The organism is Bacillus cereus group sp. MG20 (assembly GCF_040459885.1).
In the GTDB taxonomy this organism is placed as follows: domain Bacteria; phylum Bacillota; class Bacilli; order Bacillales; family Bacillaceae_G; genus Bacillus_A; species Bacillus_A cereus.
Genome location: NZ_JARVHF010000001.1, coordinates 455,725 through 469,113 on the forward strand (window position 1 = coordinate 455,725; position 13,389 = coordinate 469,113).

Below are 13,389 nucleotides of genomic sequence, written 5' to 3' on the forward strand. Positions count from 1 at the left end.
AAGTAGCATTTTGTAAGAAAAAAGGTATATTTTTCATATCTCACGAACAATATACCTTTCAAAACACGAATTATAACTTTTCTTTATACAACTCTAATTTTTCTAACAATTGTTCTTTTACGCCTGGCCATTCACTCGAGATAATACTGTACACCACCGCATCTCTCACATAACCATTCGGTAATTTTCTTTCATTTCGAAGCACACCCTCTTTTACTGCGCCTAACCTTTCAATTGCTCGTTGTGCTTTTTCATTTCTTGCATCCGTCTTAATTTGCACTCTCAGCATATGCAATTTTTCAAAAGCATACTGAAGAAGCATATACTTACACTCTGTATTTATACTCGTACGTTGCACACTCGGATGATACCACGTTTGCCCTAACTCAACTGTCTTATCTTCTACTGAAATATTATATAAACGTGTACTTCCTACAATCTTATTCGACTGTTGATCTACGACTATGAAAGGTATTTGAGTACCTCTTCCGTAACCCTTTATCGCTTTTTGAACGTATTGTTGCATATCTTGCACACTATCCATTTTAGAGATTAAATACGCCCAAATATCCCGATTTCCTTCTACAATCGAAAACAAAGTTTCCACATCAGTATTATCCATTAACCGCAACTTTGCTCTTTCGTGAATAATTTCCATTTTTAAGCCCCCTTTGTTGTTACTATAACATACCATTAACATCGTTTTATTAATATATAAATAAAAATAAATTCACACCATAAACATATAGTACATCTAAAAATTATAAGTGCGATGCCTTTATTCAAGCATCGTACTTATAATTTTGCACTACCTACGATTTTACGATAAATATTCATTTACACAATTTAGTAAACGCCATATATTTAGAACTTACATTATAGTTCAAAGCAACAAATAAGCAATCGGCGTAATAATAAGTAACGTTAAAATCGTTCTCTGCACATACAGAATAATAAGTTCAGATACTTTTAACGGAATATCTGTTGATAATATACAAGGAATGGAAGCGGAGAAAAACAAAATAGATGATACGGAAACAACTGCAATGACAAACTTTGTCACAAGTGGTGCACTTACAACTAATAATGACGGTAAAAACATTTCTGCAATACCAACTGATGCGGCTTTAGCAGCTAATTCTGCTTCCGGTAATTGTAATAGCCATATAAATGGATAGAAAATATAACTGATCCAATCAAATATTGGCGTGAACTTCGCTAAGACGATACCAATTAATCCTACTGACATAATAGATGGTAAAATTCCCATCGTCATAATAAATCCATCTTTTAAATTCACTGCAATGTTTTTCATAATGCTCGGTGCAGATTTTGATACTTCTAACGCATCTTCCCAAGCACGTTCTAACATTTTCTCTTTATAAACAGGCTCTGGGAACCCTTCTTCTGTTACATATGTATCTGGTTTTCTACTAAGGGGTGGGATTCTTACGGTGATAGCAGTCACGATGAATGTTACAACAAGCGTAGTCCAAAAATAAACATTCCATAAATGCATAATATCTAATGTTTTTGCGATGATGATCATAAATGTAGCGGATACTGTAGAAAATCCTGTAGCGATAATCGCCGCTTCTTTTGTCGTATACTTTCCTTCTTTATACACGCGGTTCGTAATAAGAAGGGCAAGCGAATAACTTCCAACGAAGGACGCAACTGCATCAATCGCCGATCTCCCCGGCGTATTCCATAATGGCCTCATAATCGGACGACAAAATGTACCGATAAATTCAAGCAATCCATATCCGACTAATAACGCTAAAAACGCCGAGCCAATTGGAACGAGCAAACTTACTGATATGACTAGCTTCTCATACAAAAACGGCCCAACATCTGGCGCAAAGAACCAAGCTGGTCCTACTTTTAAACAATATAATATACCAAAAACAACGCCAACTACTTTTAAAATAGAAAAACAAATGTCTACGATAGATGCATTCCATTTCTTCGTATAAAATGGATAAATCGCACCAATTGCCATAACAAATAATGCATAATAAGGTACTATGCCAGGAACGGAAGCCCTAATCCACGATACGATATGATCAATCATAATAGACGATGCACCGTTTATCGTAACAGGAACGAAAAACATAAACACTCCAACGAGACTAGCAAGTATAAACCGAAGAATAATCCCCTTCTCTCGCCCTGTCTTAATTACATTACTCTTTAATTCAATTTCACTCAAAATTCGACACCTCCTATTATCTAAATATTCTGTATAATTATGTTATATTCCTTCCATTTCTACTATTTAATCATATGAAAAAGCCTATTTTAAAATAGGCTTTTCTATTACCTCTCATAATCATCCACAATCACTTGAATGATACGATACGATTCTTCTGCTACTTTTTCATTACTATCCCTATTCGCATCATATGTAATTAACGCCTTCCAAAGTGCCCATCCTCTCGCTCTATTCCACGTCTCTTCATCCATGCGTAATACTTCTTTAAATACATTTCTACTATTTTCATCAAAAAACGTCCACGCCATCGCTGCATCACAAGCAGGATCTCCTACACCTAAAATACCAAAATCAATTACAGCACAAAGCTTTCCATCTTTAACGAGTAAATTCCCTGGCGCTACATCTCCATGAACCCAAACTGGCTTACGATGCCATGTTGAACTAAGTGCTAAATTCCAAAGGTGCTTTAATAATGCCTCGTCAAAAACATCCTTATTATTTTCAATAGCAACTCTCGCCTCTTCATCATATACAGATATAAGTCCGCCCCTGTAAAAATTATGTGTTCCAGCTAAAGGTCCGTTACTCGCATTAATAGATTGCAATTCTACTAAAAAAGATCCTAAGTCCGCCGCAAATTCATTTAAATCCCGAACGTTTTGTTTCGTAACTGTTTCTCCCTCTATCCACTTATTAATAGACCAAGGCAATGGATACGCTTCAGACGGATTTCCTTTCGCAAGTGGGGTAGAAATCGATAAAGAAAGCCCCTTACTTAATAGTGGTAACCACTTATTTTCTTTCTCTACTTGCGGTGCATATGCCGCGTCACTTGGCAATCTTACACTCATCTCATCCCCTAGATGAAATGTTCTATTATCATGACCACTAAACTTTACAGGTTTCACTTCTAAATGGACCCATTCAGGAAACTGTTCCTGTATTAACTTTTCAACTAAACTTACGTTAATTGGATGCATTCACATTCTCCTTTTCTTTTGAAACTTACTAAGCCCATCCGTACTCCCAACATATTCAAACTCATTTTTCTTATAAAAATCATTCAACGTACGATTATGCACCACGCAATCTAACTTCAAATACTCTTTGTCATGTTGTACATTCTCTTCTACCCACCGTAAAATCCACTCTCCTATTCCATTTCCCTTATACTTCCGTTTCACCGCAAATCGATGAATGTATAAAGAATTAGAAACTTCCTCCTTACCAAAAATACGCTCATCCCATTCATTTTGTTTAGGAGAAACTGTAACCGTACCAACTATTTCAGCTTCTTTCAGAACAACATATGTACATTTTTCTCTTATACATTCTAGTATTTCAGCCGTAGCTTCCTCTCCTAAAAGATACTGCCACTGATCCACTTCTTTATATTGTAGCCATTGTGCTACCTCTTTTAATAAAAGGATAATACTATCACTTTCATTTTCAGTAGCAATTCGAATTGCATATTCTTTACTTATATTTCTCTCCATATTGCCTTTCCCCTTTCAAATTGCTACCATACTGACAAACGAGTCCTTCCATCATTTTCATCTGTAATATATTCTACATAAAATCCTTGATTCACTGCGTTTTCATACATCATTTCAATCTCTTCTTGGTTTTTCGCATAAATTTGTATGTATTGAGCATCCACCGCTAATACAACTACCTCACACTTGCTTTCCTTAAACTCTTCGTATGTTTCAATATCTATCGCTATTTCTCCTTTAGGATATGCTTTTAAATCTGCAAAAATAAGATAATATACGTTGTCTTTAACTAATTTTTTCAACGCTAACCCTTCCACTACACTTGGTTCTTCTGGAAATAATGCCTCATCCAATTCACCACGTGCTATTAAATAGGACTCTTCATTCCTCACTCGCCAATCAAATACAGCAATATCAATAGACTTTAACACTTTCCAAAGTACATTGCTGTATTCATTTGGAATATCTACAAAAATCCCTCTTTTCATATGCTTGCTCCTAACTTATTCATTTTCGTTTCATACATTATATATCAAATGTAATTACTATATTTTGTCGATACATATGTACATCATAAAAAAACCGCTCCACTACTAGCGAAACGGTTTCCTTCTGCTTATATTTACATATCTTATTCAATTGTTGCGCTACGTTTTAAAATGTTTTTTAATATATGCACCACATCAGTCGTTCATTCTTAATGCTCACTTCGACTTCACGAAGTAATATAAAAACCATACTGCATGATTTTGTTCATCCGCAGCTATTCTCCGTAGCAACTCTTTCAAATGTGCATCCGATGTCTCATCTGAAATTTCCAAATAAAAATCTACTGTTTTTTGTTCATCTTGTATAGCGAACTCTAATCCTTGTAAATACGTATTTGGGCAGTCTTCAGTAATTTGTGGTTTTGGCTGCCTACCAGTTAAGTTCGTATAAATTTGTACAAAGTTTTGGAAATGCTTTATTTCATCATTACGAATTTCAAGAATTTGTTTTTGTTCTACTTGATTTGGAGCCATATTCGCTAATTTTGCATAGCAGCTTATAGCGCTATACTCTCCGTTTATAGCTTTTTCAATATCACTAATCAACTTATCATTTTGTCTATACCAATCATAATAATTCGAATTATACATCGTATCCCTCCATACTTTCGCTTAACATTTTATGCATTTAGAAATGGTAGGAGCCTGTGTATATAACGGGACGACTTTAGATTGAAAGTAAAGTTTGAGAAAAGGGTCTATTTTGCAAAGGAATTGCTTATTCATAAAGTGAAACTATAATCAGTGGGGATTTTACTACACGGCAAATAGCGGATAAAATATCACTATTTTTTGTACGCTGTTGCTATAAATTCGCGAATGAATCAGGTTTCCAACCAGATGTGGTGTTGAGATGCGAAGCTATTATGAATCCAATCATATAACTAGGAGGTACCACTATGCCATCTTTATTTAAACCTATGGCCTTCCAGCTGAAAACCGAAAGACTTGAGCTTAGTATGTGGGAGGAATCCGATTCCGTTTGGCTGAGCAAATTAATTGGCGAACGTGGTGTGGACATTCCAGCCGTTGATTCCGTTCGTAACCGGCTCATTGAGATGCGCAAGAAGACAGAGGAAAATGGCATTTCCCTTCTCACTATTCGAAGGCGCAATGAAGGTGATTTCATCGGATACTGTGGCTTAATTATTGGACGTTCCACACTTGAAGAGCCAGAGATTGCATACGAGTTGTTCCGCAGCGCTCATGGTAAAGGTTATGCGACTGAGGCGGCATCTGTTGTGCTGGACGCGGCGATTGCTACTGGACGCCAAAGACTTTGGTCGACTGTAGGCGCTTGGAATATCGCTTCCCTCCGGGTACTAGAAAAGATAGGATTTAAGCGGCATCACAGTACGTGGGATGACGAACGTGGTGAAATTGTTTGGAACGTACGCGATCTTTAGAGATTCCGACTTAATTCTAAGGCGACAACAGCAGATACTCATTCTTCAGCTTTTAGATTTCATCACAAAAAAGCCGTTTCACTAATTTAGTGAAACGGCTTTTTTTTAAGCGTTCAATTCTGTTTTATGCCCTTTTACTACACTACGTTTGAATGCAGTTGCTAATATAGTAATCATACTTACTATACCAATCCAAACGAGTACAGTAACAGGTGTATTCCAGCTTAACCCTTTTCCGAAGAAGAAGATTTCTCTTAGGCCTTCAATCATAAATTTCATTGGTAACCATGAGTAAACCCAGTCTTGATAAAACGGAGACAACATCTCAGGTGCTAATGATAATAACGGCGCCCCGAAGAATAGTAATAAAGCGAATAAACCGATTCCTTTTAGCCCAACTAATGAAAGTACCGCAGATATCATTAAGAAGAAACTAAAAGAAGTAATGGATAAGAATAGAGCTGTATCCGTGAAGTTCGAAATATTTAATCCTACCATCCCATCTGCAATCCATGTAAGACCAAATCCAATTACAAGTGCCGCAATAGCTCCTGTTACGATTTGTTTTACTTTCAATATAAAGTTTTCTTTTCGTGAACTTACCGGTATTTTACTAATCGCAATAAAAATAATCGCTGCGCTCGCTAAACTTGCAATCCATAACGGCTGGAACAATGATATTGGTGAATTACCGTTCGCACTATTTTTGCCGACCTCATTCACATTTTTCACGTTCTTTACAATAGGTGTTACTAATTTCTCAGCTTGATCTGTTGTTACAGTAGCTCCTTTTGTTTTCAACCCTTCTAATATTTGTGTACGAACAGTATTGTTCATATTATCAACCACGCCATTTAATATTTGTCCTGCCATAGTTGATGCAGCCGTATTCATTCCTTGATTAATATATATTTCTATCTCAGGTGAAGATGGCTGTGGTGTGCGTAACGATGCTTGTTTTGCACTAAATTCTTTCGGGATGACTAATGCCGCGTAATACTCTTTATTGTTTAATCCCTTTTGAACGGCTTCTTTATTTTTTACTTCTACCCACTTCACTGCGGGTTCTTCCTCTGATTTCGCTGTTTTTTTCATGTTATCAACGATCGTTTGCCCCATATTCATTTTCGGTTGATTTGGAATTTCTACACCTTGATCCTCATTTACAATTGCAATTGGCAAGTTTTTCGACTGCGGTTGAACAGTTGGAAATAACGTTAATGAAAAAATAAAAACAACAAGTAGTGCAATAACTGGTGATAACAATAAAAGTTTATTTTTAAACATCTTCTTTTCTCCTCCTTTAATTTGATTTATAATAATCAACAACGTGTTGTTTATTTATATTTTGAATTATATGTTCGAGTTGAACCTTATACAATAATCAAAAATCGTGAATGTGTCGGTTATAAGACACATTTTCTAAATGTGTTGAGTAAAATTAAGGAGGGACATGCGTTGCGCGATAGTAATTTAGATTTACGCGTCATTCGTACGAAAACTGCCATACGAAATGCATTGGTGGAATTAATTGAGGTAAAAGGTTTTGACGCCATTACAGTAAAAGATATTACAACGAAAGCAAATATTAATCGCGGTACTTTTTATGCGCACTATCAAGATAAATTTGATTTAATGACAAAATGCCAAGAAGACATTATGTACGAGTTTTCTAACATTGCTAAACAGAAATTCCCGGAAGTTATTGCTGACCTTGGATCAAATCCTTCTCCAACAATGCCATTTATACTTATCACTTCTATTCTTGAATTTCTAAATGAAAATAGTGATTTTATGAAAGCTGTACTAAGTCCGAAAGGCGATTTATCTTTCCAAACAAAACTGAAAGACTTTATGTGGAAAACATTATTTGAAGATACGAATGGTCCTCTCATTAATAAGGAGAATTTACTTGTTCCAAGCGAATACTTAACTTCTTATATGGCATCTGCACATATAGGTGTCATCCAGCAATGGTTAAATAATGGACAAAAAGAAACACCTGAGGAAATTGCTCGCTTTTTATCAACTATTGCAGTTCATGGACCTTTTTATGCAGCTGGCTTAAAGAAATAAGCCAGCTTGCTTAGTAATTTCTATTATTTTATTAATAACTTGAAATTTATATTTCTGTAAAAAAAAGCTGTTGAAAGGACTCCCCTTCAACAGCTTCTACATTATTAACGATATAAACGAACTGCACCTGCAGAATTATCATCTGCTTGTCCAACTACTTCAAATCTCAATCCAAATTTCGGTAATTTTCGTCCTGCATCTGGGATTAAATCATTTATATACAATTTAGAATCATCAAACTTCGTTACACCTGGTAATCCTTTGTAATCATATGTTCCACGTGTTGGAGATACGACTTTCCATGCTGGCGTTTGGTTAAGGGAGAACGCAGCATCTGCGATTTGGAATCGTGTACTATTTTTAACAGTTGGTTTTCCGTTTAGCGTTCCAACAATTGCCTCTGGGTGAGAGTCAACAACTCCTAAGAAACCTTCACCTGGATGTAAACCAACCCAATTATCTGTAAAGCTAGAGTCTGCATACCATACTAGAAGACCTGTATTATACGGTACACCACTGCTATATTTTAACGCTTGATCAGCACCAGCATAGTTTCTCCACTCTAAATAGTAGTTATGCTTCTTTTTATCAAAACCGTCTGATACAACGAAACCATTTAATTTAAATTTCGTTTCTCCTTCTGCATCATCAGAGAACACAACATTTCCATTTACAGTTAATGTAGCATTATCAAAAGTAAAACCAGTCGGTGCTAAACCACCATCTGTAATATATTCAAATACTAATTTTACTTTTTGGCCTTTGAATTTGCTTAAGTCATAAGACTTATCTACCCATTTACCATCTGTTGTGTCTAGACCATTTTTTACATTCTTTTCACCAATTCGATCCACTAACGTTTTTGTACCATCTTCTTTCACTGCATGTACTTCAAGGAAGTCATAATCCGTTTCGATTTCATACATTGATTTGTAATCAAACTTCGCATTTGTTGCATTTGTTAAATCAAACACTGGCGTTTCTAATGTTGTATGAAGGTTATCACCTTTTGTACTATAGTAGTACTTCTTACCGAATGCAGGCTGAATACCTTTCACCTCTTTATCTGGTAAGTTAACACGAATCAGACCAGGACGATTTGATTTCGTTACACTTTGATCTAAATACGTCGCATAGCCAATACCACGATTTAATTTATTATAGTCAACCTCTACAATATTGGCCCAGTTTCCACCTATGTTCTTTTGAAAGAACTCTTTGTTTTGCGGAGAGAAACTCGGTGGCGTTGTTCCTGCAATCTTACCAGCCCAGCTACCGCCACTCATAACAGACCAGGAGTTAATTGGCTCACCTGCTCCTGTGTACTTCGTATCATACTCATCTGGAAGACCTAAATCATGACCAAATTCATGTGCGAATACACCAACTGCTCCGTCTTCTGGCTCAATTGTGTAGTCGTATGCTGCCATCTTACCGCCCCAGTTATCAACTTTTGCTTTTGTTCCTTCAATTGGATATGGTGTTCCAAGGTGCCAACGATGTGACCAAATTGCATCATCACCTAGTCTACCACCGCCCCCATCTTGCCCAACTCCAGCGTGAATGACCATTAAGTGATCAATCAGACCATCTGGTTCATTTTTATTGCCATCACCATTATTGTCATATTGATCGTATTCGTCAAATTCAGATAAATCAATACCACTTTCTACAGCCGCATTTAATGCCTCTTTTACAAAATCACGAGGTCCTTTTGGTCCCATATTATCATGACCGCCATCTCCTGCATCTGCGCCATAATCTGCCGCATTACCAGGAACTGTCAACCACTTTGTTACTGTGCCATCTACTGTATAACTACCACCAGATTGCTCTTCATAATATTGTTTAAATGTTGGTACTTTTGAACCGTCAAAGAGTGTAAATGGCTCATTACCAAATAACATTTTTTGATAATGTTCTGGATTAAAATCATTTGAATACATATAACCTGGTACTTGATCAATATCGTTATGCTTAAAGTCAGCAAACTCTACTAGCAATACGAGAACTTTATCTTTACGAACATCACCGTTATATTGTTTTTGCTTCGCTGAAGTAGTTGGTACTTTGCCGTTTAATCCCCCTTTAATCGGCTCTTGTCCCACTACTAGACCACTAGCGGGTTGATCTACTTTTTCTTTCTCATCTGCTTTTGCATCTTTAACTTTTTTCAAAAAGTCAGCAGCTTCTCTCGTAACACTATCCCCCGCTGCTGGTTCTTTTCCCGCATTTTCTCCTTTTTTCTTCTCTACGTATTTTTCAACAGCTTTTAATGTGTCTTCTTTCGACGTAGATTCATTAATTACACCGCGTTTCTTGAGCGCATCTGCTAAACGCTCCTCTTGAATTAAATTTTCATCAATCGGACTTAAAGTTCCTCCATTAGACGGCGTTGCCGCATAAACAGATTGACCCCCATACCCAAATGTGCAACTAAGCACAGCTGCCGCCGCAAACGTAGACAGCACTTTAAAAGGCTTTTTCTTCATCCCCATTCCTCCCTAATATTAAATACGATACAACGTTTATATATTACAGAAAATTCAGATAACAATCAATTCATTGTCTTGATTTGTAATATTTTTGAAAAAATCCTTTATTTTAGATGAACATACATTCTGATTCATCAATATTTCAGAAAATATTGATGAAAGTTGATAAAACTATTAAAATCATAAAGAAATCGTCCACTATATTTAGTGGACGATTTCTTTATTTATCTAAAATACAACTACAGCACTTCAATATACCCTTCTGTTCCATGTACCCGAATTCGTTGCCCATCTTTTATTAATTTCGTAGCGTTCTCTACTCCAACAACTGCTGGCAGGCCATACTCACGAGCAATCACTGCTCCGTGCGTCATAAGCCCGCCGACTTCAGTGACTAACCCTTTTATAGAAACAAACAAAGGCGTCCAGCCAGGATCAGTAAATGCCGTAACTAATATATCTCCATCTTCCAAATTCGCGTCTTCCATGTTTAAAATAACGCGTGCTCTCCCCTCAACCACTCCAGAAGAAACAGGCAAACCTACAATTGCTTCAGCCGGGAGATTTTCACGTTTGTACTTACCTGTAATGATTTCTCCATCAGACGTGATAACACGCGGAGGTGTTAGTTTTTCATATAATTTGTACGCATTTTTTTGTTTATGAATAATCTTGTAATCTAGTTTATTTGTGCGGACGACTTCGTGAAGTTCTTCAAAAGTTAGATAGTATATATCTTCTATTTCATCCAGAACATTATTTTTCACAAGTTTCTCTGCTTCTTTCAGTAATGCCTGCTTATATATGAAATAACGATGAATCATGCCGTATTTCGGATATTCACGATAACCGATGGAATTGCGGAGGTTACGAATCATTCTCTTCGTCTCTTCTACTTTTTGTTCCCCATCCGGCAAGTGCTGCAATCGCTCTAACAGCTCTGCTTCTTTTTTCAAAGCTTCCTGCAGCCCTTCTTCAAACTTCCGTTTACTAGCACCATATTCAAAGTCCCTTATATGATTTAAAATCATCGGTATAATTGTAGCTGGCTGTTCACTCCAGCGAGTTTTCGTAATGTCAATTTCTCCGCTGCATCTCATTCCATATTTATTTAGAAAGGCATCGATTGCATCCCGAACTTTTTCCCCGCCTTTAAACTGAATTAATTCATCTAAAAATCTGTCATCTTCTACATGCTGTAAATACGCAATGACTTCCGGATACGGCCGGATCACATCTGCCACATCCAATAACGCTAGCCCCATTTCTGACGTAATATTATGTTGTACAGATTGTGAAAGTACATCTGCTGCATTCTTTTCCCCTAGCCATTGTTCTATTTTTTCATTGATCCATGATAAAGCATTCATACCTGCCATAATTACAGCCATACTTTGCGGATGAAATAATATTTTCTTTAATTGCTGGATATCTTCTAAAATAAAACTAAGTACATCTGATCCTGATTTCATTTGAATGTTTTGTTTTAACTCTTCGATCGATGCTTCACTATTCTTTATTAAATCCGTAACGATTGCTGGATCATTTTCGATTTGTGGTTGTGAGCCTGCAGGCGGCATTCTCTTACTATTTTCTTTTTCATCATCCGGTAACAATTTGATAAAATTATCTCGCTCTATTACAGTCATTAATGCATCTTTAATAAGCGGCTCCGACTCACCTATTGTATTTAATAAAAACTCCCTACTTGCAGGTGAAGCCAATCTTTGTGCAACATCAACAAACAGCCTTCCCCCAGCTTGAAACCTTGGTCCGAAAGATGTTAATTGAAATAAAGACATTCCTAATGGCTTCAAAGGATCAGTCATCATTTGCTGGTGACCAACCGATACATACACGTGATTTTCCCCATCATTTACTTCTGGAATTGGATATAAAGTCGTAATCGGCCTACTTTGGACTATATAAATTGCATCATCAACTAAGCACCATTCAATATCTTGCGGACAACCAAAATAAGCTTCGATTTGTCTTCCGATGCGTGCTAGTTGTAAAATCTGTTGTTCAGTAAGTGTTTGAACTTTTTGGTGATTAGGAGCAATTTTCTTTGTCACTGTTCCGCCTTCTTTTCGTCCATAGATGGCTAATTTTTTCGTTGCGATGACCTTTTCGACGATTTCGTCTTCTTTTACCTTATAATTATCGGCAGAAACCAATCCAGATACTAGCGCCTCGCCAAGTCCAAAGCTGGCATCGATTGATAACACCTTCCTATTCGAAGTAATCGGATCCGCAGTAAATAAAATCCCTGAAGCCTCAGGGAAAACCATTTTTTGAACGACAACACATATAGAAACTTGATTATGATCAAAACCGTTTTGCATTCGGTATATAACCGCTCGATCTGTAAATAAAGAAGCCCAGCATTTTTTAATATGCTGCAAAATGTTTTCTTTTCCAATAACATTTAAATACGTATCTTGTTGACCAGCAAACGAGGCATACGGTAAATCTTCAGCAGTAGCACTCGAACGCACAGCATATGCATGTTCATCGCCAAAGTGCGAGAGATAATGAGCTACTGATTCCACTACATCAACTGGAATTTCCACCGCCATAATGACTTCTCTAATCTTCTTACTAATTTCACCAATTTGATCTCGTTCCTCAATTTTTAGCATTGCTAATTGATTCAATAAAGTTTGAAACGCTCCATTTTTTCCGATGGCCTGTTCATACCCTACCGTTGTAACACAAAATCCTTCTGGCACTTGTATCCCTTGAATATTGGATAACTCCCCTAAATTCAATCCTTTTCCACCAACGAGAAAAAGCTGCGTTTTTTCTATTTCCTGAAAATCGAGAACGAAAGAACTCATTTGGCACCTCTCCTTACTATTCATGTGTTCTTGATTGTAACAGTAGTAAATGAGAAGAAACAGTCTATTTCGAACGTAAATTACATGATATAATTAAGTTAGGAAGAGATTATCACTTCTATTTCCCCTCTAATTCACTTCAATTACATCACCAAACTTAAACATTCTTTGATTATGAAAAGCAATCATTAGACATAATGGATTTCTATCGACATTTGTTATGTATTTTTTATATAAATCCATATTGTAATATCTTTATAAATCTTTTATTAAGCCATAAATTCGCCTCAAAAAATAGTAGAATCTGTGA

The 13,389-nt window shown here is 36.5% G+C and carries 11 protein-coding genes; 2 read left to right on the forward strand and 9 right to left on the reverse strand.

The genetic code is table 11. The features are described from left to right. Window positions 1–70: 70 nt before the first annotated feature. The 6 genes from QCI81_RS02455 to QCI81_RS02480 all read right to left on the reverse strand — a co-directional run bounded on the left by QCI81_RS02455 (window position 71) and on the right by QCI81_RS02480 (window position 4,853). Window positions 71–658, reverse strand: a complete 588-nt coding sequence (locus tag QCI81_RS02455) for a GNAT family N-acetyltransferase (RefSeq protein ID WP_000402585.1) — start codon at window positions 656–658, stop codon at window positions 71–73. 225 nt (window positions 659–883) lie between these two features. Then, entirely contained in the window at window positions 884–2,212 is a 1,329-nt protein-coding gene (locus tag QCI81_RS02460; RefSeq protein ID WP_071731989.1) for a YjiH family protein, read from the reverse strand. 107 nt (window positions 2,213–2,319) lie between these two features. Then, window positions 2,320–3,198: an aminoglycoside phosphotransferase family protein gene (locus QCI81_RS02465; protein ID WP_071731988.1), complete on the reverse strand. Its 879-nt coding sequence runs from the start codon at window positions 3,196–3,198 to the stop codon at window positions 2,320–2,322. Further along, window positions 3,199–3,714 (reverse strand): GNAT family N-acetyltransferase, encoded by a 516-nt coding sequence (locus QCI81_RS02470; protein ID WP_016081071.1) that lies wholly within the window; start codon window positions 3,712–3,714, stop codon window positions 3,199–3,201. It abuts the gene before it with no gap. A gap of 23 nt (window positions 3,715–3,737) precedes the next feature. Continuing rightward, a complete protein-coding gene (locus tag QCI81_RS02475) occupies window positions 3,738–4,202 on the reverse strand; it encodes a DUF2691 family protein (RefSeq protein WP_071731986.1) in 465 nt (154 codons plus the stop codon). A 216-nt stretch (window positions 4,203–4,418) separates the two neighbouring features. After that, complete coding sequence (locus QCI81_RS02480; RefSeq protein ID WP_000282835.1) at window positions 4,419–4,853, reverse strand: ferritin-like domain-containing protein; 435 nt, start codon at window positions 4,851–4,853, stop codon at window positions 4,419–4,421. 308 nt (window positions 4,854–5,161) lie between these two features. On the opposite strand from QCI81_RS02480, the gene QCI81_RS02485 reads away from it, so the two are divergent. After that, window positions 5,162–5,668, forward strand: coding sequence for a GNAT family N-acetyltransferase (locus QCI81_RS02485; protein WP_001139521.1), 507 nt, complete (start codon window positions 5,162–5,164; stop codon window positions 5,666–5,668). A gap of 105 nt (window positions 5,669–5,773) precedes the next feature. Here the strand turns inward: QCI81_RS02485 and QCI81_RS02490 are convergent, their stop codons facing one another. Further along, the gene (locus tag QCI81_RS02490) at window positions 5,774–6,994 is read right to left on the reverse strand and encodes a YhgE/Pip domain-containing protein (RefSeq protein ID WP_142419402.1); all 1,221 of its coding nucleotides are present in this window, start codon (window positions 6,992–6,994) and stop codon (window positions 5,774–5,776) included. A 132-nt stretch (window positions 6,995–7,126) separates the two neighbouring features. Between QCI81_RS02490 and QCI81_RS02495 the strand changes: the two genes are divergently transcribed. Then, window positions 7,127–7,744, forward strand: coding sequence for a TetR/AcrR family transcriptional regulator (locus tag QCI81_RS02495; RefSeq protein ID WP_071731984.1), 618 nt, complete (start codon window positions 7,127–7,129; stop codon window positions 7,742–7,744). Between the two features lie 104 nt (window positions 7,745–7,848). On the opposite strand, the gene QCI81_RS02500 is transcribed toward QCI81_RS02495, so the two are convergent. Together QCI81_RS02500 and ppsA are read right to left on the reverse strand one after the other, a co-directional pair. After that, window positions 7,849–10,236, reverse strand: a complete 2,388-nt coding sequence (locus QCI81_RS02500) for an immune inhibitor A domain-containing protein (protein ID WP_071731983.1) — start codon at window positions 10,234–10,236, stop codon at window positions 7,849–7,851. 242 nt (window positions 10,237–10,478) lie between these two features. Further along, complete coding sequence (gene ppsA, locus QCI81_RS02505; protein WP_071731982.1) at window positions 10,479–13,079, reverse strand: phosphoenolpyruvate synthase; 2,601 nt, start codon at window positions 13,077–13,079, stop codon at window positions 10,479–10,481. Window positions 13,080–13,389 lie beyond the last annotated feature (310 nt).

Coding starts and splice junctions, on each gene's coding strand:
- QCI81_RS02470 (WP_016081071.1), bottom strand. CDS start 3,714: ATGGAGAGAAATATAAGTAAAGAATATGCAATTCGAATTGCTACTGAA.
- QCI81_RS02500 (WP_071731983.1), bottom strand. CDS start 10,236: ATGAAGAAAAAGCCTTTTAAAGTGCTGTCTACGTTTGCGGCGGCAGCT.
- QCI81_RS02480 (WP_000282835.1), bottom strand. CDS start 4,853: ATGTATAATTCGAATTATTATGATTGGTATAGACAAAATGATAAGTTG.
- QCI81_RS02455 (WP_000402585.1), bottom strand. CDS start 658: ATGGAAATTATTCACGAAAGAGCAAAGTTGCGGTTAATGGATAATACT.
- QCI81_RS02485 (WP_001139521.1), top strand. CDS start 5,162: ATGCCATCTTTATTTAAACCTATGGCCTTCCAGCTGAAAACCGAAAGA.
- ppsA (WP_071731982.1), bottom strand. CDS start 13,079: ATGAGTTCTTTCGTTCTCGATTTTCAGGAAATAGAAAAAACGCAGCTT.
- QCI81_RS02465 (WP_071731988.1), bottom strand. CDS start 3,198: ATGCATCCAATTAACGTAAGTTTAGTTGAAAAGTTAATACAGGAACAG.
- QCI81_RS02475 (WP_071731986.1), bottom strand. CDS start 4,202: ATGAAAAGAGGGATTTTTGTAGATATTCCAAATGAATACAGCAATGTA.